We start from the raw sequence: 22393 nt of genomic DNA on the forward strand, positions 1-22393 counted from the left end.
TTATCGAGGTTGTGAGAAAGCCGGTCAGCTCCGACTTACTATTGAAGGAGTTAGCTTGCCTCGTTCGCTTAACTTCTTAACCCTCTACCTTTATTGATCAAGTACCAACACGTTGAATAAAGCACTACAATGAACAGTACAAGGATCGCAATCGAAATGAAGATTGGCACATCGGTGGTGCCTAAGAAACCATAACGGAAACTTGAGATCATATAAACAATTGGATTTACTTTTGAGATGGCTTGCCAAATCGGTGGTAACATCGAAATTGAATAAAACACCCCGCCAAGATAAGTCAAAGGTTGTAACACAAACGTTGGTACAATGGACACATCATCATAAGATTGGGCGAAAATCCCATTGATCAAACCAGCAAGCGAGAATAAGATAGCGGTCATCAATAGTGTTAATACAACGATCGTCCATGAATAGACATGTAATGGCACAAAAAATAGAGAAATCATTGTGACTAATGCACCGACCAAGACACTCCGTCCCAACCCACCGATCACAAATCCCCAGATGATGACATGTGTTGGTACAGGGGCAACTAAAATCTCTTCGATATTCTTTTGGAATTTTTGTGAAAAGAATGAAGAAGAAACATTTGAATAAGAGCTTGTGATGGCGGACATCATGATCAATCCGGGAACAATAAATTCCATGTAGGAGAAACCACCCATATCACCGATTCGTCCCCCGATCATTTTCCCAAAAATGATAAAATACAAAGACGTAGTGATCACTGGTGGTACTAGCGTTTGTACCCAGATACGCATATAGCGATTGGTTTCTTTGATTGCTAAACTTTTTAATGCAGTAAAATAAAGATTAAACATTTTTCTTCGTTGCCTCCATATGATAAGTTTCTTCCGTAATTTTCAAGAAAAGTTCTTCTAAGCGATTGGATTTATTGCGCATAGACAAGACTTTGATCCCTTGCGCACTTAACTGTTCAAAGATCCCATTCACTCCTTGATCACGCTCCACTTCAACCGCAAGTGTGCGTTCATCTTCTAAGATACTTGTATAGCCAATGATCTCTGGCTTTTTATCATAAGGTGCTAAGTCAAAGATAAACGTTTCAAATTGTAATTTGGAAAGCAAGGCTTTCATAGAGGTATTCTCAATCAGTTCACCCGATTGGATGATTCCAATATTTCGACAAAGCATTTCTGCTTCTTCCAAATAATGAGTCGTCAAAATGATCGTTGTTCCTGCGTGATTCAATTCACGTAGAAATTCCCACATTTCTCGTCTTAATTCAATATCGACACCCGCTGTGGGTTCATCTAGAATCAATAATTTGGGTTCATGCATCAATGCACGGGCAATCATCAATCGTCGTTTCATCCCACCTGAAAGCATCCGCGCACGAACATTGCGTTTCTCCCACAAATTAGATTGTTTAAGATATTTTTCACTACGTTTCAATGCTTCATTACGGGACACGCCATAGTAACCCGCCTGATTCACGACGATTTGTTGCACTGTTTCAAACGGATTGAAGTTGAATTCTTGGGGCACTAAGCCGATTTGTTGTTTTGCTCGTACTAAATCTGTATCCAGATCATAGCCAAATACTTTCACTTTTCCCGATGTCTTATTCACTAATGAAGTGATGATCCCGATCGTTGTTGATTTCCCTGCACCATTTGGTCCCAATAATGCATAAAAATCTCCTTCTTCAACCGTCAGATCGATGCCTCGGAGTGCTTCCACACCTGTCCCATATATTTTTCTTAACTCATTTATCTCAAGAGCATATGTCATTTTTTACTAACTCTCCTTATTTTGTCTGATTTACTATTTTAGCATGTAAAGAGGTTGTGAGAAAGCCGTTAAGCTCCGAATAGTAAGGCGGAAATTGAGAAAATAGTTTCTCATATTTTTTCAATTTTCGACTTACTATTGAAGGAGTTGGCTTTCGAACACCGTTTATCTAGGTTGTGAGAAAGCCGTTAAGCTTCATGCAGTAAGATGAAAATGAAAAAACCACAAGTCCTTCCAGAAAATAATTCTGTCGTCTCTGTGGTTTTCATTATCAATGATGGTTATTGACTAAATACTTTCAGCTTGGGCTTATTTCTTACTCCACTACCCGCCATTGGCGATGTTGATCAAAATAGGCGGCTTCTGCTTGTGCCTCTTTCACGATTGCTGTAGGATACTTCAGCACATCTAATAATGCGATGGCATTTCTTGTCTTAGCAGGTCCTTGTTTTAATTTAAAGTCAAAGCTGATCCCTTTCTCAGGCGTCACTTGCTCTTCAAAATGGACATTGGCACAATCTTTTTTCAAGATCTCTGTCAGTTAGATATCATGTGTTGCGACAAAGGCTAAAGAAGGGTAATCACTCAACCAATTCACGATAGCTGCTGAAGACGCGATCCGTTCAATCGTATTTGTCCCTTTCAAGATCTCATCGACAAAGCAATAGCAACGTTCTTTTGTTTCCACTTGCTGTAATAAGCGCTTGATCGATTTGATTTCTGAAACAAAGTAACTATCGCCTTCAAACAAATTATCTTCGATCGCCATCGAGGTCAAGACATGACCGGGTTGGATCGTGAAAGATTCGGCTAAAGCAGTTTGGATCGTTTGCGCTAAGATACAGTTGATGGCAATACTTTTGACGTACGTCGATTTTCCTGAAGCATTCGAGCCTGTGACCAATGTGTTCTGTTGCCAATCGATGGGATTGACGACTGCCTCTGCAATCAGAGGGTGATACGTATCCTCTGCCATAATCCCGCCTTCTGCAAAGACTGGTTGACAAGAATAGGGCATGTAGGTGCGATAATTCAATACTGCCGCAGCTACTTCTAACTCTCCGAGTAATTGCCATAATTCAATCGCTTGTTCCGTTTTCTTTTCCAATCGGCTAATGACAAAATGATACGAAATAAATGGCAACATGAACATCATATTCAAGTAGTCAAAAAACAACTCCGCTTCTGAGCCATTTTTCACTCGAAATGAAAAACCGAACTTAGGGATTTCTTTTAAAGGCTGAACATTTTTTTGTAACTCTGCTTGTAACGGTGTGGCAAACGTAGCTATTTTTTTCGCCGCAGAAATCGTAGAAACAAGATAGCTCATACTATTAAGTTCTGTTTCGAGTGTTTGCTTTTTTATCAAGTAATAAACCGTATTGAATAACACACTAATGATCGCGAGATAAATGCCGATCACTTGTCCAAGTAAAAACAAGCCTAAACCAATGAGTGGTAACATGCCTAAAAAGGCAAATAGCCCAATATGACCAATTCTTTTGCTTTTGCCATCTGCTAAGTATTGTTTGGCAAAATTCCGGTCTTTTTTTCCAATTCGTGCAAATTGATATTGGATTTCTTCTCTCAACTTAGGATTTTCTTGATAGAAAGTAATCAACTTTTCTAGACGCTGACCTTGTCCAAAATCAAAATTACGCAGTCGCTGATAAAGCGCTTCTGAACCCACACTTGAATACGTATGATTGAGCGTTTCGAATACTTCAAACATATCTAGGTCATACCAAGTCAAGTCATCGACTTCACTGTCCCACGTGCGAAACTTTTTTTCTGTCTGCCAAGCTTCTTTTAAGCTCTCCTCCTTATCAAATCGTACTTGATATGGAAGCTTCCCCCATTTGTAACGGATATCTGCTCTTAATTTTTTTCGCGAATTGATTTCTAAGACAATTAAGATTCCAATGATGCCGACGATCAGGAGCATGATAAATTCTGTTTGACTCATAAATTTTCTCCAATCTATTGAATACTTTAAGTATAGCACTGATTGGAAACATAAATGGACTTATAAAAAAACTATCCTTCTTTTTCACCGTATTCATGTTGATTCTAGACACCAACTAATTCCATCGAAAAGTACCATTTGATTTCCTTCATGTTGCAATCCTTCTGAAAAATGTGCAGGAGTCATACAAAAAACTTTACCTTTACCATACAGATGTCGCCAAGCGGCAATCGATTCACCATAGTGAGAAAAGCTGTGCATCAGAACTTCCGTTTCGCCTATAGCTACCTCAGTGAAATAGTGTTCGTCCCATATTTTATAAGACTTACCATTTGGTTCTCGATAGGTTACTTCTGTAGGTTTGGGATGATGAAGGAAGCGCCCCCGCAACATCTCACTAAACGCAGAGTGGATCGGGTAGCTAGAAAGTCCTGAATGATACGCAATCAGGCTTCCGCCACCCGCTACATACTTGGTGATCAACTGATCGTATGTTTCATTTAACCAAAAAGCGTCATTTGTTTTGGGTGCTAACCGATTTTCCTTTGAAAGGAGGAATAAATCAGGTTGCTCATGTAATGCTTTGGTTAGTTGCTCGATCGTCAGATCAGTCATCTTTAGTTCTTGTGGGAAGTGCTTAGCGATCCCCTGAAAATAGTTGACTAACGGATCATGCGGATGGTAAAAATCGCCTAACAACGTGATCATTTTTTTCACTAGGAACACTCCTTTCACTTAGGTACTCGTTTATTATTTTTCGTACATGTGACAAATTTCCTTTGTACATTCGTATACTTTACGATAACGCGCATACACCTTTTGGTAAATTTCCACTTGTTGCGGGTTCGGTTGCACAGGGGATTGGTAGGAAACAAAAACACTTGCACATTCGTTCAAATCAGTAAACCAGTCACAGCCTACTGCTGCTAACATAGCGGCGCCAAGCCCAGGTCCTTGTTCGGTGGTTAAAGTAACGATCGGTCGATTGAAAATGTCCGCTTGCATTTGGAGCCACGTCTGATTTTTTGCGCCGCCACCGACTGATACGATTGTTTCGATTTTTTGTTGGGTCATCTCTTCCATGATCGCTTGGGAGTCCTTTAGAGAGAAGGTAATCCCTTCTAGCACGCTACGGGTAAAATGTTTCAATTCGTGTTGCGTATCTATCCCAATAAAGCTTCCTCTGATTTGACTATCACTGTAAGGCGTCCGTTCCCCTACGATATAAGGAGTGAACAATAAGCCATTACTGCCTGCATCAACACTTCCGATTTCTGATAGCAACTCGCTGAAGGAACGATCAGGAGCAAAGCGCTGTTTGAACCAACTCAAGCTGTCGCCAGCTGCTAAGGTCACACCCATGGAATACGCGGCACCTGAGGCATGTTGGAAGAGATGGAGCTTCCCTTGATAGTCTCTATCCACATTTTTTTCGTAACGAAGGAATACTCCACTTGTGCCGATGGAACATAATCCAAGACCTTCTTCTAAAATACCAGCGCCAACAGCGCCACAGGCATTGTCGGCACCGCCTGCAATCACTTTGACTGGCTTGGTAAAGCCGTATCTTTCTTTTAATTCCTCTTTCAATGTCCCCACCACGTCAGTAGAAGCCACTAAAGGAGGTAAGATGGCTGGATCGATCCCAAATTCTTCTAAGATTTCTTCATCCCACTGCTTCGTTTCTTGATCCAGCAGTAGTGTGCCAGCCGCATCTGACTCGTCCATATGATACGAACCAGTCAACCAGAATCGTAAATAATCTTTCGGTAATTGAATGTGTTTGACCTTTTCCCAACTCGCTGGTTCGTGTTCTTGGACCCATAAGATTTTCGGTAGTGTAAATCCTTCTAACGCTTTGTTTTTCGTGTGCTGTAACAACTTATCTCCCATTATTTCAGTGATTCGTTGACATTGTGGTGTCGTACGAACATCATTCCATAAAATAGCTGGTCTTACAACTTGATCGGCTTCATCCAAAAAAACTAAGCTGTGCATCTGTCCAGAAAAACTGATGCCTGCCAATTCATCTTTAAGATCAGTCACTTTCCCTAATAATTCTTTCAATATTTGATCTGCTGCTTTGAGCCAATCCGCCGGTTGTTGCTCGCTATACCCCATCTGTGGATTGCTCATAGGGTAAGAAGCAACTGCTTCTGCCACTAACTTTCCTTTTCGATCAAACACTAGGCCCTTCAAGGCACTTGTTCCTAGATCTAAACCTAATACATACATGAATCGTTCCCCTTTCCGACAAAAACAAGCGAAAGAAACAGTCCGTTCCATCAAGACACCACCTGTTCCTTTCCACTGATTACATACGCTTTTTATTCTGTTTCTTCTGTACTTTCTACTGAAGAATCTTCTACTGAGTCTGTTTTCACTTTACTTTTTTCTTTTCCATACTCTTCTAACTCTTCAGCTAACACATAGTTGACATCGATCGGAATTGTTGCGTCAATTGTTTCACCGTCGATTGCTTTCACTAAATTCTCGATCACTTGATAGCCGATTTGGTACGCATCTTGGTCAACGATCGCTGTGATTCGTTCGTCCGCTACTCCGCTTAACCAAGTGTCCGTATAATCAAATCCATAATGAAGCACCTGTCCTGCTTTTCCTTGAGATTCTAATGCACTCATCACACCGACATTCGGCCCTTCTGAACCTAATGAAAAGACAGTGACTAAGTCTCTATTCGCCGCAATGTAGCCTTCTAATTGTTTTTTAGATTCTGATGGTTGATCATTGTCTTGGATCGTCGCTAAAAACTTAAAGTTCTCAGCATCTTTTCCATAGATCTCTGCAAAACCTTCTTTCAGTCCTTTTTCACGATCGATCATAGTTGGTTGTGCGACGTCCACACAAACGATGGCGATCGAACCACAGGTAATGCCTTTTGCCTTCATTTCTTCAGCCGCACGTAACCCTAATTCTTTTCCAGCTGAGACATTGTCTGTACCGACGTAAGCTGTCCGATCTTCAGGATTTTCTAAATCGGCATCAAAGGTGATGACTGGAATATTTTTATCCATGGCTGCTTTGATTGGATCAACGAACGCTTTTTTCTCAATCGGTGCAATGGCGATTCCTGCTACGTTTTTGGCAACTGCTTCTCTGATAAAGCCGATATGTTTCTCTTTCTTACTTGGTTCAGCAGAAGGAGATGTTTTCGTGACCAATGTATAGCCCAATTCTTGTGCCGCATCCTCTGCTCCTTTTTTCATGGGGTTCCAATAAGCCCCGGTGTCTACGATTGGAATGAAATACAAGGTCTTTTCGCTATCTGCATCTGCAGAATCACTCGTACTACATCCTGTACCAACTAATAATAACGCAACGAACATACTGATGACCCAAAATGATTTTTTTAACATGGTCTTTTCACTCCTTAGATTATAATTATGACTGACGACTTGCTCGACGTTTCAAATAATCAATGATGATTGCTAAAATAATGACTAGACCGGTCACTGTATCTTGTAAAAATGAATTTACCCCCATCAATGTCAAGCCATTTTTAAATACTTGTAAGGTTAAGATACCTGCTACCGCTCCGCCAATCGTGCCGATTCCACCGCTAAATGATGTACCACCCATGATAGCTGCCGCCATTGCGAACAAGTCTAAGCCATTCGCATCTTTGGAAGCGCCACCATTTAAATTCGAAACAATCAACAAACCAGCGATGGCTGCTAACATTCCTTCAATCATAAACATCTTGATGATATGTTTATCCGTATCGATACCGGATAGTCTGGCTGCTTCTTGATTTGACCCTACCACATAGGTATATCTTCCCAAACGCGTATTTTTCATTATAAAAGCAAATACAATGATGATAATTAAAAAAATCAAGGCATTGCTTTTGAACATATCCGTACCAATCGGCGTTTTCGCTAAGCGATTGAACCACTCGTTTTCGGAACCGATAAATTGTTCGTCCGTGAAAAAACCGAGCATCCCTTTGATGACATAACTTGTTCCTAACGTTAAAATAAACGAAGGCAAATCAAATTTCTTGATCAACAAAGCGTTCACCGCGCCTAACATTGCCCCTGTCAATAATGCCAGAAGCACAACGACTAGCGCAGGCATTCCTTGATTTGCCGCATATAAACCGAGCATTCCTGATGCCATTCCGACATAACCAATTGATAGATCCACATAGCCGCAAATCAAAATCATCGCATAAGCAACAGTTAAAATGCCTACCGGTGGAATTTGTTGGAAGAAATTTTCAATATTGAATGTGCTCAAAAAATTCGCATTTGCAATTGAAAAATATAGGACTAAAGCAATTAACACTAAATAAACAGAGTAGTTCATAAAAAGTGACTTGATCGTTAACTTGTTTCGTTTTTCCATCGTTCTCTCCTTTGTTTACATATCCTCTAACTGAAGAATCGTTAATGCTCATTAAGCGTAGCATAGGTCATAATCAATTCTTGCGCCTCATCTTTTCTGTCCTGATACTCAGCGACGACGACTTCTCCTGTAATCTCACCTTCCCGAAAAACATGGATTCGATCGCAGATCCCTAATAATTCAGGGATTTCCGAAGAGACGATCAAAATCGTTTTCCCTTGGCGTGCCAACTCATTGATGATCGTATAGATTTCTGATTTTGCCCCCACATCAATACCTTTTGTCGGTTCATCAAAAATATATACTTGATTTGTTGTATTCAACCATTTTGCTAAAACGACTTTTTGCTGATTCCCACCAGAGAGACTGGCAACTGGACGCGCAATATCGCTGATCTTGATCTTCACGTCTTGTACAAACTGATGAGCCGTTTGATTAAGTGATTCATGTTTTAATACAAATCCACCTAGATTCGTTATCGTGATATTGTCTTGGATCGAAAGACCAAGAAACAAGCCTTGGTGTTTACGGTCTTCCGTTAGTAGTCCAATTCCTTGACGAATCGCATCCACCGGTGACTTGATCACTACCGGCTGGTTCGCCAATTTGATTTCACCAGATTTTGCTCGATCTGCACCGAAAATCAATCGCATCGTTTCGGTTCGACCACTTCCTACTAACCCCGCAAAGCCCAATACTTCCCCTCGTCTTGCCTGGAAGCTAACATTTTTCACCCGCCCAAAAGAATCAGAAAGATTCAAAACTTGTAAGTAAGTTTCTCCTAATTGGGTAGGTTGTTTCGGATACAGATCGTTGATTTCTCGCCCAACTAAGCGAGCGATGATTGCTTCTTCAGACAAGTTTTTCACTTCATCGGTCAAGATATATTCCCCGTCGCGCATGATCGTGATTCGTTCACCTAATTCAAAGATCTCTTTCATCCGATGGGAGATGTAAATACTGGATACACCTTTTTCCTTCAATCTGCGAATGATAATAAACAAAACTTCGACATCTTTTTCAGACAAAGAAGTCGTTGGCTCATCAAAAATGATCACTTTGGCGTTCAAACTAAGCGCTCTGGCAATTTCAACTAATTGTTTATTGGCAGTAGACAACGAAGCAACCAGTGTAGTAGGAGAAATCGCAGATCCTACTAGATTCAGCCATTGTTGCGTGTCTTCATATAATTTTTTGAAGTCAACAATTCCTAACGCCTTATTTTTATAGGGCAAACGACCAATAAAAATATTTTCTGCCACAGACAAATCTTCTGCTAGATTCAACTCTTGATGAACAAAGGCAATCCCTAATTCTTGTGCGAAGTCAGGAGTCATTTTAGGGATTTCTTTCCCTTCAAATATGATTTCTCCTTCGTCCTTATCGATCAATCCAGCAAGAATGTTCATTAAAGTAGACTTACCGGCTCCGTTTTCTCCCATAAAAGCATGGATCTCGCCTTTATTTATCTCAAGTCTTGCTTTTTTCAAGACGTGGACAGGGCCAAAACTTTTTTCAATATTAGACATTGAAAATAAACGTTCTTTTTCCATGAAAGATCTCCCCTCTTACTCCTGAAGCGACCACACTGTCCTATTCACTTTGCTTTTCCCGATAATCAAAATAATCAAAAACAGCTGGTAAATCATATCCTGAGTAATCGATGTTGACCATTCCCACAAATGCACCCGTAAAAAATCCACCATGGGTTTGGTTGACATATTCATCGGATAGTACTTTTGCGTCTAACTGGATCGCTAATTCGATCCATGTTTTTCCGTCAAACGAATAAGCATATGTGTAAGTTTCTCTTCTGACGATCGTTTTGAAATAAACAATTGTTACATCCTCTGGAATTGGAATGACCTGTTCCTGCAAATAACTTTTGAATACGCCTTGATTATTCTCAGTGAGTTCAATGACACGACCTTTTTCTTCGTGCCAAGTAACTTGGATCATCGACCAATGTTGCGAATTGTAATAATTCGTCAGCCCTGCCATTTGCTGGAAGGTCGTTGGCGAATAGCTCAATGCAGTTTCCGCTTCAAACTCAAATGCTTGCCAACGTCTAGCAACTAGGGAGTTTCCATGTGTATTGGCTAAACTTCCGGCACCTCGTAATGTCAGCTTTCCCTCTTTCAAGATGCCGATGTCCTTCGTAAAAGGGACACGTACTGTTTGAAATTGTGGTGGCAGTTCGCTTTGTTCGAAGTTAGTCCTTTCTGGCAGTTTTTCATAAGGGTGAGGTGTCACTCCTTTAGGTGCTTCCACCTCCATGCTCCCTTGCTTTCCACCAACGATTTCTGGCCACAATTCTTTAGACCATGTCACCTTTTGGATCGCTGTTTCTCTGCCTAATGTACACCAGCCACGAGGATCATGGATGGATTCATTTTTGTGATGCCACGGTCGACCAGTCAAATGGGCAAAATACCATTCGCCTTCTGGTGTATCGACTAATGCACCATGCCCGCATTTTTGCAACGGATTTTCTGGAGAATCATAGGCAGTTAAAAAGGTCTCTGCTTGGCTTTCAAAAGCTCCTTCTAAAGTTTTTGACCGTGCCACCACTTCTTGGTGCGTATAGACGGTACCACCTTCTGCACAAAACAAATAATAATAACCAAATAACTTATACAGATGTGGGCCTTCCACTAATTTCACGTCAGTTCCTTTCCAAATGATCTTACCTGTTTCCGGAAGTAGACGTTGCACTTCTACTGAATATTCGGTGCATTTGATCCCGTTAAATGGATGATGGTATTCGCGATGATCCCATTCCATTTGAACTAGGTATTTGCGGCCATCGTCATCATGGAAAAGAGAAGCATCGAAGCCGACACCATTCAACCGGATCGGTTGACTCCATGGACCAGTGATCTCTTCTGCAGTAGTCAAATAATTTGTACAATCTTTGAACGCTCCATTGACCACTTTGACATCGGTATAAACTAACCAAAATTTCCCATCCGCATAAGAGAGATCGGGCGCCCAAATCCCTCCTGAATCTTCATTGCCCTTCATATCCAACATCTCGACAGAAGCCAATGGACGTGCCACTAAACGCCAATTCATCAAGTCCTGCGACTCATAGATCTGAACGCCTGGAAACCATTCAAACGTTGAGTTGGCAATGTAATATGTTTCTCCCACACGCACAATAGACGGATCAGCATGAAAACCTGTTAATACTGGATTTTTAATTTTCATCGTACACCTCACTCTATTTTTTTAGGAGAATCCCTTTCAACCATCCAAAGGAGTCAGTGACATCTATCCTTAGCTAACTGAATGAGACTCTCCATAAGTTGGATTAAACTAAATAATCATTCAAACAAGATTTGACATATTCGATATGGCTTGATTCCAGCTCGATACCTTTCAACTTCAATGCATAGTCAGCCAAACTTTCCAAATCTTCCTTGTCGTTGACAATGGATTCCCCAATGCCTTCTTGGAACGTAGCATAGCGTTTCTCTTTTAAGGTATCGAAGAAGCAATCCTCTTTTAATTTCGCAGCTGCCTTCAGCCCTCTAGCAAAGGTATCCATCCCTGCGATATGCGCTAAGAATAGATCTTCCATGGCAAAACTGGAACGACGGACTTTCGAATCAAAATTGATTCCTCCTGGTGCGATACCGCCATTTTCTAAGACACCATACATGGCCAATGTGACATCATAGACGTTCGTTGGAAACTCATCAGTATCCCAGCCAAGCAACACATCCCCTTGATTCGCATCTAGGGAACCTAACGCGTTGTTGATCCGTGCTACTTCGATCTCATGTTCAAACGTATGCCCAGCTAACGTTGCATGATTAGCCTCTAGATTCAGTTTGAATTTCTCTTGTAAACCATATTTTTGAATAAATTGTAAAGCCGTTGCGGCATCAAAATCATATTGATGTTTACTTGGTTCCATTGGTTTTGGTTCAATCAAGAATTGTGGCGTATGACCGATTTTTTCACTATACGCGATCGCCATTTTGAACAAACGTGCAATATTATCTTGTTCAAACGCCATATCCGTATTCAACAACGTTTCATACCCTTCACGACCACCCCAGAATACATAATTTTGACCGTTGAGTTTTTTTGAGATGTCTAAGCCTTTTTTGACTTGAGCAGCAGCATAGGCAAAGACATCCGCATGATTCGTTGAAGCTGCACCATTCACGTAGCGTGGGTGGCTGAACATATTTGCAGTATTCCAAAGTAGTTTGATTCCCGTACGCTCCATCTGTTCCTTGATCAAATCGGTGATTTCATCTAAGTTTGCATAGAATTCTTCTAAACTATCCCCTTCAGGCGCGATATCGACATCATGGAAACAAAAATATTCGACACCTAATTTTTCTAAAATCTCAAAAAAGGCCGCTACTCGATTTTTTGCGGTTTCCATTTCAGTCGCACCTAGCCACGTTCTTTGATTGACTGGTGAGCCGAATGGATCACTGCCATCTTGTGTCATGGTATGCCAGTAAGCAACAGCAAATCGTAAATGCTCCTTCATCGTTTGACCGGCAACTACCTCTTCTGGATTAAAATGGCGAAAAGCAAAGGGATTGGTTGTCGTTGTACCTTCATATTGGATTTTTTCTATTTGTGGAAAATAGCTCATAACATATTCCTCCTAATTTATTCATTCTATATTAGTTAGTTTATCTAACAAACTAACTTAACAAGCATATAGTATACGCTTTCATAATTATAGTCAAGTTATTTTTTTATTATTATCAAAGCATTTATATTCGAATGAAGTTAATTTATTTACTTTACAAAACGAAATAGCTATAGATAAATAACTAGAAAAATAATGAGATTACCAGTATACTTTAGAACGTATCCTCATTACATAATGAATAGGAAGTGATTTACTTTGAAAAATCCAACGTATACTCGACGGAGCCCAAATGAGTCTCTCTGTTTAGAATTGATTATGAATCAACCCGCTCTTTCTCGTGCAGAGCTTTCAGCCATAACTGGACTAACCAAAGCAACTGTGTCCTCTATTGTGAAAAAATTGATCGATGATCAACTAGTCATCGAGACCGGCATTGGAGAATCTAGTAATGTCGGTGGACGTAAACCGATCATTCTTCAATATAATGGAAAAGCTGGCCTCTCTATTTCTATTGACATCGGCTATAATTACATCCATGCTCTCCTTACTTATCTAGATGGGGAAGAGATCCAACATATCCAAAAAAAGCCAATCACATTAGATGAGGAAGCCATCCATCTGTATCTTTCAGAAATCTTCACGTTATTTGAACAACATCTTCCGACGACAGAATATGGAATTATTGGGGTAGCAATTGCCGTTCATGGCCCTGTCTACCATGGTGAGCCGATTTTTGGCCCACATTACAATTTCGATCACATTCCTTTTCGCAAAATAGCTGAAAAACTGAGAGACTATCCTGTCTATTTGGAAAATGAAGCAAATCTGGCAGCTTTAGGTGAGTATAGCTTTACCTCAGATTCGGAAAATCTTGTCAGTATCAATATGCACAGCGGCATTGGTGCAGGAATCGTCAAAAATGGGAATTTAGAGGTTGGTGCCCATGGTTTTGCTGGTGAAATCGGTCATCAGATCATCGTGATGGACGGTAAGGAATGTCGCTGTGGCAACCGAGGTTGTTTGGAGATGTACGCTGCCAACAAAGTTTGCTACGATCGGTTTGCTCAGAAAAAAAACCTAGACTATGTCAATGGCATCATCCTTAGAGAATACTACCAAAACCAAGATCGTGATGCGCGACAAGTCGTAGAAGAAAATATCAACTACTTGACGATCGGTATCAACAACTTGATCGCCCATTATGACCCATCGATCATTATTTTGAATAGCTCACTTTATCGCGAAATACCTGATATGATCGAACAATTAAAAGGGAATCTGCACAATCATTTTTCGAATCAATTAGTCGTCCGCAACAGCTCTTTGAACGAAAAAGCGACACTTCTAGGAGGATTGGTCTTAAATCTCCAACACTTTTTAGAAATCAAACACCTGAAATTAAAATAATCATGAATCAATAAAAAAATCTGCCAAACCGGAAAACATTGAATTCCAGTTTGGCAGATTTTATCTAAATAAAGTACGTGTATCTTTAACTTGAAATTTTAAATAGTAAAAGAACAAAAATACCTTCTACAATTGATCAAACACTTCAACAACATGTTCCACTGTAAACTGATAATTTTGGATGATCGTTTCCCCAGGTGCGCTCGCACCGAAACGATCAATCGCAATGATTGCCCCTGCTGTTCCCGTATAGCGCTCCCAGCCAAATGAAGCAGCCATTTCGATAGAAACACGCTTCGTCACTGCTTTTGGCAAGACACTTTCTTGATATTCTGCAGATTGTTGTTCAAACAAATCAAAACTTGGCATAGAAACCACTGAGACATCTTTTCCTTGTTCCGCTAATACTTTTTGCGCTTTGACCGCTAGATTCACTTCTGAACCTGTCGCGATCAAGATTCCTTCTGGTTGTTCCCCTTTAGCTGGAGACAAGACATAGGCACCTTTTTTAACCATATCATCCGCCACTTCTTTTGTTGTTGGAAGAACTGGTAGATTTTGACGACTCAAGACTAAGATCGTTGGTGTATCTGTCGATTCCATCGCAACTTTCCACGCCGCACGAGTTTCGTTCCCGTCCGCCGGACGTAAGACATGGACACCTGGCATACTTCTAACCGAAGCCAATTGTTCCACTGGCTCGTGCGTCGGGCCATCTTCACCAACTGCCACAGAGTCATGGGTCAAGACGAAAATAACTGGCGTGTTTTGGATCGCTGCTAAACGCACAGCTGGTCGCAAGTAATCGACAAAGACAAAGAATGTTCCCCCATAGATCCGAGTACCACCATGCAATTGGATCCCGTTCATCGCTGATGCCATCGCAAACTCACGAACACCAAACCAAATATTGCGGCCTTCATAGTGTTCAGGCGTGAAATCTTTGTCTGCTGTCACCATCGTATTGTTTGATCCAGATAGATCGGCAGAACCACCCCAGAAGCTTGGGATCGCTTTTGATAATTCTTGGATAACTTCTTTACTTGAGACACGACTCGCTTGGCTTTCACCTTCGTCGTACGTTGGAAGTTCGGCATCCCAATTCTCTGGTAACTTCCCAGCAAAAGCATCTTCGAATTGTTGCGCTAATTCTGGATACGCTGCTTTGTATGCTGCGAACATCTCACGCCAAGCATTTTCAGCTTTTTCGCCTTCTTCAACCATCGTTTGACGGAAGCGTTCCGCCACTTCTTCTGGTACGGTAAAGTCAGGGTATTCCCAACCATAGATCTCTTTAGCTTTTTGAATGCCTTCTAAGCCAAGTGGTGCGCCGTGAACCGCAGAAGTTCCTTGGTTTGGTGCACCAAATCCGATGACCGTTTTCACTTCGATCAATGTCGGTTTGTCTGTTTCGGCTTTCGCTTCTTCAATTGCTTTTGAGATAGCTTCCAAATCATTGCCGTCTTTGACCAAGATATGTTGCCAACCATAAGCTTCATAGCGTGCTCCAACATTTTCAGTGAAGGCTTTTGAGGTTGGTCCATCTAAAGAAATATCGTTTGAATCGTATAAAACGATTAATTTTCCTAATTTCATATGTCCAGCCATCGAACTTGCTTCTTGAGACACACCTTCCATCAGGTCGCCATCGCCACATAACGCATAGGTATAATGATCAACGACGTTGAATTGATCTTTGTTGTAGGTCGCTGCTAGATGCGCTTCTGCCATTGCCATCCCCACAGCCATTGCGATCCCTTGTCCTAACGGACCAGTCGTTGCTTCGACGCCGTCCGTATGGTTGACCTCAGGGTGTCCTGGTGTTTTTGACTCCCATTGACGGAATTGTTTCAAGTCATCAATCGTCACATGGTACCCTGCTAAGTGCAACAAGCTGTACAACATCGCTGAACCATGTCCCGCAGATAAGACAAAACGGTCACGGTCTGCCCAGTTTTTAGAAGTTTTCGGATTCACTTTCAAGTGTTTCGTCCAAAGGGCATAAGCCATTGGCGCGGCACCCATTGGTAACCCCGGATGTCCTGAATTTGCTTTTTGTACTGCATCGACACTCAATGTACGGATCGTATTCACACCAAGCTGATCTACTTTATCAAACAATATAATTCCTCCTTATTCGTTCCTATAAAATAATACCCATTCTTTAATTTTCACTTTGAAAATAAGACAGAAGAATCAAAAATGAATGAGGCATTCTCGATTTTCCTGTCTTATTACTCGATGGTGACCGGCTTTCTTACGACCTTCTCTTACCCGATCGTTTTCCCAGTCATTTCTTCATAATCGGTTTTCATGATTTCCCATGACTTTTCGATTTTTTCATCTAAACCAAACAAGCCACTGCGACCGACGATATAAATATCTGGTCCTGCTGCATCGATTCGTTTGAAGGATTTACGGTTGGAAGAGCCGTCCATTTCAATCACATAGTGATACCCTTTTTCTTCGCGTAGTTCGCGTAAAGCAACGATCTTATCCAGTGTACTTTCAATAAACCGTTGTCCAGCAAACCCTGGATCGATCGTCATGATCGTGATTTTATCGACCAATTCGATGTATGGGAAGATGGCTTCGATCGGTGTTTCTGGGTTCAAAACGACGCCAGCTTTTAACCCTGCATCATGGATCTGATCAATCAAACGAAAAGCTAAACCATCTAATAATTCGGCGTGCATACAGATCCATTCACACTTTTGCTCGATTAATTGATTCACCCAAAAACTTTGGTCTTTAACCATTAAGTGCGCAGACATCGGTAGATTACTGATTTTACGTACCTCATCAATGAACCATGGAGATAATGTGATATTTGGTACATAATGACCATCCATGATATCGATATGGTAAGAATCGACATGATCATTTAAAAATTCGATTTGTTCTTTGAACTTATCTAAGTCCATCGTCATCAATGAAGGTGAAAATTCCACTTTTCCCATTTATTTGTTCCCTCCTTGAAAGCTTTCCCAGTCCGCCATAAATTGCGCAATCCCTTTATCTGTCAATGGATGGCTCCACAACGTTTGGTACAATGATGGCGGTACAGTGGCAATGTGTGCGCCAACTAAACTCGCTTTTTCCACATGTTCCGAATTACGGACACTTGCTGCAATGATTTCTGTAGAAAACCCGTAAGTATCTAGTACTTCACGTAGTTTTGCGACAAGCTCGATCCCGCTCGTTCCGGTATCATCTAATCGACCTAAAAATGGTGAAATAAATGTCGCACCTGCTTTTGCTGCTAGTAACCCTTGCGCCACAGAGAAAATCAATGTGACATTGGTCTTGATCCCCAATTTAGATAATTCGTTCGTCGCTTTCAATCCTTCTTCTGTCATAGGGATCTTGATCACGATGTTTTCCGCCCATTGGACGATCTCTTTCGCTTCTGCGACCATGCCGTCTGCTTCCAAACTAGTCACTTCTGCTGAGACAGGTCCGTCAACGATCGAACAGATTTCTTTGATGACTTCTTCAAACACGCGTCCTTCTTTGGCAATGATCGTCGGATTGGTTGTCACCCCATCGACTAAACCTAGCGCATTGATTGTTTTGATTGCTGTTACATCTGCTGTATCTAGAAAAAATTTCATCGATTTTGCCCCTCTTTTTTACGCACTTATTTTAAAAAATCTGAATATCATCTAAACTGATATCTTCTTCCTCTTTCTCTACTACTAAGTCCATTTCTTCTTCCGGCACGTTCTTTTTGATCACAGCTAAAACGACGGCTGTTACTAAGACGTTCACTAAGATTGCGATCACACCTGCCCATGGTCGAGACATCGTTGGGATCATCAAGACACCACCGAAAGGAACCGTTGCATCCGCACCTAAGATCATCGTTGTTGCACCACCAGCAAATCCTCCGATTGCTGTTGCGACTACGCCACGTACGATATCATTCATAACTAAAGGAATCACACCTTCAACAATATTGATGACACCCATTGGTACGGCTGATTTCAATGTCTCTACTTCCACTTTTGTATAGATATTCTTGCGGAACATTTTGGCGATAAAATAAGCTAAACCAAAGCCGATCGGTGTGGCTGTATTGACTAATTGCAGTGCGGTAATCGGGCCATTCAACCCTTCCGCTTGCATCGTCAACACAAAGGCAAATACGGTTTTGTTGATTGGACCACCGTAGTCGATCCCACTTAATAAGCCGATCACACCACCAAAAATCAATAAGGAAGAATTGCCTAATCCATCTAAGAAATTCGTTAATAATAGCGTTAATGCTGCGATTGGCGCGCCAATGATATACACCATGACTAAGCCACCAACAATTGAAGCAATAAATGGAATAATCAATGTTGGCATCAATCCTTTTGCCCATTTTGGTACTTTGACATGTTTTAAAATACCTAAAACAAGATAACCTGCTAAGTAACCACCTAAAATCCCCCCGATAAAACCAGCACCAATTGCATTTGCTGTTAAACCAATAATGAAACCTGGTGCGATCCCTGGTTTAGCTGCAATGGAATAAGAAATCCCAGTAGCGATCACAACTGGTAATAATCCTAAACCAGCGCCACCCATCGTTGCTAACGCATCCCAAATCGAAAACTCACCTTGTACAAGTGTTCCTTGACTTGTTCCACCAAAGGCCATGCCGATTGCAATCAGGAATCCGGCACCACATACGATTGGAATCAAATATGAAATCGCTGTCAATAAATGTCCTTTTAAATTTAACTTTTTAATTGCCTCCATTTTTTGTCTCCCCCATTCTGGTAATTATTGTTGCACGACTACTTCTTCTACTTTTTCAATCAACTTACTCGGTGATTTTACAGCAACTTCTGTCGGTACTTGGACGATTCGTTTTCCTTCAAAACGTTCACGACCACTGATTTTGACATCTACAGCTAAAATCACGACATCTGCTTGACTAATTTGCTCTGCTGTCAATTCATTTTCGATCCCGATCGTTCCTTGTGTTTCCACATGGATCTCATGCCCGGCCTTTTTTGCGGCATTCTCCAACTTTTCTTGCGCAATGTACGTATGAGCGATCCCCACCGTACATGCTGCTACTCCAACGATTTTCATTTTTTCTTTCTCCTCACTCTCTATCCAAATGCAGCGACTACTTCATCGATTTCTCTTGCAGCAATCAAACGTTCCACCACTTCATCATTTCCTAACTTACGGGCAAATAAGGACAACAATTTCAAATGTTTTTGCGCACCTTCCGTATCGTCTCCGACTGCAAACAAGATGATGCCTTTCACACCCTTACCGTCTAATGTCTCCCAAGGAATTTCATTTTCAGTCACCCCAATCGCCACACCGACCTTCTTCACATACGCACTTTTTCCATGTGGAATAGCGATATAATTACCGATCCCTGTTTGACCTTGCGCTTCTCGCAAATAAATATCTTTCACAAACGCTTCGACATCCGTAATGTATTCTTGTTCATACAAGCGATTGGCTAATTCATATAAGACCGCATCTTTCGTTTTTCCGTTTAAGTTCGTTTTGATGATTGTTGGATCAATGATTTCTTTGATCTCCATTTTCCTCACTCCTCATTAGTTACTGACAACTTCCATTGCTTTTTCGATTAATTTGTTTGGTGATTTTACCGCGATCTCTGTTGGTACTTGGATGATTTTCTTTCCTTCGAAACGTTCCCGTCCACTGATCTTGACATCCACTGCTAGAATCACGATATCCGCTTGGTCGATGGCTTCTTGTGGCAATTCATTTTCAGTCCCGATCGTTCCTTGGGTTTCGACATGGATCTCATGACCCGCTTTTTTTGCTGCATTCTCTAATTTTTCTTGTGCGATATACGTATGGGCGATTCCCACTGTACATGCTGCTACTCCAACGATTTTCATTATTGGTTCCTCCAATTTTTGATAGTATTTTTATCGTTCTGTAAAATTACCAGCTTTCAATTCATCTAGATAGTCAGGATCAGCCAGTTGTCGCATAAAATCAGCAAGCTGTCGTTTGACTGCTAGTGTTTCATTTTCTGCTAGTAAGACAACGATGAGCAATTCCACTTTTGAGATTCGTTCCGACCATTCAGTAATTGGCTGTTGGGGACGAATCACCCAGACCTGTGTTTTGGCTAGTGCTGGATGTTCAAGATGAGGCAAAATTACGCATTCCTCAATTTGGATATCTCCTGCCTCTTCTCGCTCAAACAATGCCTGTTGGATCGCTTGTGCCTTTTCTTTTGAGGTAGGAAAGACTTGTTGACTGATCCATTCATAAGTCGCTACTTTGGAAGCCAGTGACATCTGATCGAATAGTTCCACGAAATTATCTATCATGATAAATATCCTCGATTTTCTGTTGGATTCTTGACTGGTCATCAGCGGTCAACATCGCACTAACGATCAAAGATTGAACAGGAAATGCTTCTTTCAGGCCAACTGTTGTTAAAATCAACTCGATTCCTGGCGTCTTCTCTAACACTGATTGGTAATTTTTCGTACTGATCACATCTACGATTTCTAATTCCGGAAATTTTTTGGCTAACTTCACCTTCAATAATTCAGAAGTTCCCACGCCAGTTGTACACATGATCAGTGTTTGGATCGGAAATTGGTGCGTCTCAATAATTCGTGCAAAATACAAGGTGATAAACCCAATCTCATCAGGCGTGATCGTTGGAAGCTGAAACGTTTGACTCACCTGTTTTGATACTTCAGCAACCGTATTAAAAATCGTTTCATACGTTAATTGGATTTGATCCAACAAACTATTTTTCACTCTGATTTGATGGCGCAACCGATTGACCAAAGGTTTGATATGATTAGCAAGATCTGTAAAAATCATCTCGCTTGCTACATTGAGATTTAGCTTCTCACCAACTTGATGCAAGTAATAAGAAGTAATCTCAATCACTTCTTCTGTGAACGTTTGGGTCTTCGTTTGACTATTATCCGTTCTGGAAGAAAGCAAATATTGATAAAGATAGTAGATCTCACTTACTGGTAATTTCGTTTTCAAATATACTTCCACTTGGCGGATCACTTCGATGGCAATATCACGAATCAAGGATTCATTATCTAAAACCTGTAATTGTTCCATCGTTAATTTTTCTCCAGTGGCTTGATAATTCGTTTTTCTTGCGCGACGTACCGCAATGTATAGATGGGAGAAAATATTGATATTGTATGGGTAAGGAATCGTGCCATTGAGTTTTTTTTCAATCAGCTTGATCTGTTCGATGACAAAATTCGCATCGTAACGATTAAACGAAAATTCGTCCGATAAAGCGATTTCATCAATATCGAAAATATTCAATCGTTGAATCAACTCAGTGATCGCTCGACGGATATTCTCTTCCTTGCCTTCGATGGCTAATGTCCGATTTTTGCGGATCAATTGCAGATCATACGCTGAAATCCGTTCCGCAATGATTTTTTCATCATTCGCAATCGCTGAATCACCAACATAATAGGTTTGATACAAATCAATGACTTTTAGTGCTTTAGGCGAGGATAATAATAATTCTTCCATCACATTATTTTGCCGCTCTGACGGTAGGACTTCCACAGAAGACACAATTGTTTGATTCGTCTGTGCAATATATTTTTCATAATCCAGTTTGTACCCCCGACCCTTTTCAGACAAAATCAGTGGCCCATTTGGAAACTCGTCATTCATTTTTTTAACCAAGCGGTAGACCGTCTTGGTAGAGGTACTCATTAACTCTGCCAACACTTCAGCAGTAACATAATCTCTTTGCTTTGATAAAAGAAGCGTTAATTTATTCCCTCGATCCATTTGACTAGTCATAGCTCTATCCCCCCTGTATCTTTATCATAAGCGATTATTTTTATTCTGCTTCACTACATAATGTCCCTTGCAGCGGACAAAATGTATTCGGTTACACAAGGTTGTGAGAAAGCTGGGCAACTCCGAGTATTAAGAAATAATTTGAGAAAATAGCTTCTCCTATTTTTTCAAATTTTGGCTTAATATCGTAGGAGTTAGCTTTCGAACACCGTTTATCTAGGTTGTGAAAGAAGCGGTCAGCACTGAGTAATAAGACAGAAAAATCGAAAATGGCTTTTTCGTTTTTGATTTTTTTGGCTTATTATTGAAGTGTTGCTTCTTGAACACCGTTTATCAGGTTGTGAGAAAGCCGTTCCGCCTTACTATTGAAGGTCAGCTTTTTTAACAACCAAATAGTTACATTTTTCGAAGCTAAAGATAACTATATGAAAACATAACATTTTAGCCATTATTTTTAA

19 protein-coding genes and 1 pseudogene are annotated in these 22393 nt (G+C 40.8%); 1 reads left to right on the plus strand and 19 read right to left on the minus strand.

Annotated features, from left to right (window positions below):
• Nucleotides 1–68 precede the first annotated feature (68 nt).
• The 10 genes and pseudogenes from IGJ95_RS13960 to xylA form a co-directional block, all read right to left on the minus strand.
• Complete coding sequence (locus IGJ95_RS13960) at nt 69–839, minus strand: ABC transporter permease (protein WP_010734031.1); 771 nt, start codon at nt 837–839, stop codon at nt 69–71.
• Nucleotides 832–1773: an ABC transporter ATP-binding protein gene (locus tag IGJ95_RS13965; protein WP_010734030.1), complete on the minus strand. Its 942-nt coding sequence runs from the start codon at nt 1771–1773 to the stop codon at nt 832–834. Before IGJ95_RS13965 ends, IGJ95_RS13960 begins: the two co-directional genes overlap by 8 nt.
• 316 nt (nt 1774–2089) lie before the next feature.
• Nucleotides 2090–3739: pseudogene (locus IGJ95_RS13970) on the minus strand (MutS-related protein).
• Nucleotides 3740–3832: 93 nt separating this feature from the next.
• Nucleotides 3833–4447: a ThuA domain-containing protein gene (locus IGJ95_RS13975; protein WP_153830580.1), complete on the minus strand. Its 615-nt coding sequence runs from the start codon at nt 4445–4447 to the stop codon at nt 3833–3835.
• Between the two features lie 42 nt (nt 4448–4489).
• Nucleotides 4490–6025 (minus strand): xylulokinase, encoded by a 1536-nt coding sequence (xylB, locus tag IGJ95_RS13980; RefSeq protein ID WP_430395221.1) that lies wholly within the window; start codon nt 6023–6025, stop codon nt 4490–4492.
• Nucleotides 6026–6066: 41 nt separating this feature from the next.
• Nucleotides 6067–7116 (minus strand): sugar ABC transporter substrate-binding protein, encoded by a 1050-nt coding sequence (locus tag IGJ95_RS13985; protein ID WP_438762145.1) that lies wholly within the window; start codon nt 7114–7116, stop codon nt 6067–6069.
• A 25-nt stretch (nt 7117–7141) separates the two neighbouring features.
• Nucleotides 7142–8107, minus strand: coding sequence for an ABC transporter permease (locus IGJ95_RS13990; protein WP_194180109.1), 966 nt, complete (start codon nt 8105–8107; stop codon nt 7142–7144).
• Nucleotides 8108–8148: 41 nt separating this feature from the next.
• Complete coding sequence (locus tag IGJ95_RS13995; protein ID WP_023520549.1) at nt 8149–9660, minus strand: sugar ABC transporter ATP-binding protein; 1512 nt, start codon at nt 9658–9660, stop codon at nt 8149–8151.
• 40 nt (nt 9661–9700) lie between these two features.
• The gene (locus IGJ95_RS14000) at nt 9701–11317 is read right to left on the minus strand and encodes a glycoside hydrolase family 43 protein (RefSeq protein WP_153830559.1); all 1617 of its coding nucleotides are present in this window, start codon (nt 11315–11317) and stop codon (nt 9701–9703) included.
• Between the two features lie 103 nt (nt 11318–11420).
• Nucleotides 11421–12728: a xylose isomerase gene (gene xylA, locus IGJ95_RS14005; RefSeq protein WP_153830558.1), complete on the minus strand. Its 1308-nt coding sequence runs from the start codon at nt 12726–12728 to the stop codon at nt 11421–11423.
• Between the two features lie 258 nt (nt 12729–12986).
• On the opposite strand from xylA, the gene IGJ95_RS14010 reads away from it, so the two are divergent.
• Nucleotides 12987–14138, plus strand: a complete 1152-nt coding sequence (locus IGJ95_RS14010) for an ROK family transcriptional regulator (RefSeq protein WP_010734020.1) — start codon at nt 12987–12989, stop codon at nt 14136–14138.
• A gap of 126 nt (nt 14139–14264) precedes the next feature.
• On the opposite strand, the gene tkt is transcribed toward IGJ95_RS14010, so the two are convergent.
• The 9 genes from tkt to IGJ95_RS14055 form a co-directional block, all read right to left on the minus strand.
• Nucleotides 14265–16259 carry a transketolase gene (gene tkt / locus IGJ95_RS14015; protein ID WP_438762148.1) on the minus strand — a complete coding sequence of 665 codons (1995 nt, stop codon included), beginning with the start codon at nt 16257–16259 and terminating at the stop codon, nt 14265–14267.
• 149 nt (nt 16260–16408) lie between these two features.
• A complete protein-coding gene (alsE, locus tag IGJ95_RS14020; protein WP_010734017.1) occupies nt 16409–17098 on the minus strand; it encodes a D-allulose 6-phosphate 3-epimerase in 690 nt (229 codons plus the stop codon).
• Entirely contained in the window at nt 17099–17752 is a 654-nt protein-coding gene (gene fsa / locus IGJ95_RS14025; protein WP_010734016.1) for a fructose-6-phosphate aldolase, read from the minus strand.
• Between the two features lie 31 nt (nt 17753–17783).
• A complete protein-coding gene (locus IGJ95_RS14030; RefSeq protein WP_010734015.1) occupies nt 17784–18884 on the minus strand; it encodes a PTS fructose transporter subunit IIC in 1101 nt (366 codons plus the stop codon).
• Between the two features lie 24 nt (nt 18885–18908).
• Nucleotides 18909–19223: a PTS fructose transporter subunit IIB gene (locus IGJ95_RS14035; protein ID WP_010734014.1), complete on the minus strand. Its 315-nt coding sequence runs from the start codon at nt 19221–19223 to the stop codon at nt 18909–18911.
• Nucleotides 19224–19243: 20 nt separating this feature from the next.
• Nucleotides 19244–19693 (minus strand): fructose PTS transporter subunit IIA, encoded by a 450-nt coding sequence (locus IGJ95_RS14040; RefSeq protein ID WP_010734013.1) that lies wholly within the window; start codon nt 19691–19693, stop codon nt 19244–19246.
• A 15-nt stretch (nt 19694–19708) separates the two neighbouring features.
• Entirely contained in the window at nt 19709–20020 is a 312-nt protein-coding gene (locus tag IGJ95_RS14045) for a PTS fructose transporter subunit IIB (RefSeq protein ID WP_010734012.1), read from the minus strand.
• Nucleotides 20021–20050: 30 nt separating this feature from the next.
• Nucleotides 20051–20461: a PTS sugar transporter subunit IIA gene (locus tag IGJ95_RS14050; RefSeq protein ID WP_226077342.1), complete on the minus strand. Its 411-nt coding sequence runs from the start codon at nt 20459–20461 to the stop codon at nt 20051–20053.
• Nucleotides 20451–21935 (minus strand): BglG family transcription antiterminator, encoded by a 1485-nt coding sequence (locus IGJ95_RS14055; protein ID WP_153830611.1) that lies wholly within the window; start codon nt 21933–21935, stop codon nt 20451–20453. Before IGJ95_RS14055 ends, IGJ95_RS14050 begins: the two co-directional genes overlap by 11 nt.
• Nucleotides 21936–22393: the final 458 nt, after the last annotated feature.

Source organism: Enterococcus sp. AZ156, assembly GCF_051714165.1.
Taxonomy (GTDB): Bacteria; Bacillota; Bacilli; order Lactobacillales; family Enterococcaceae; genus Enterococcus_B; species Enterococcus_B pernyi.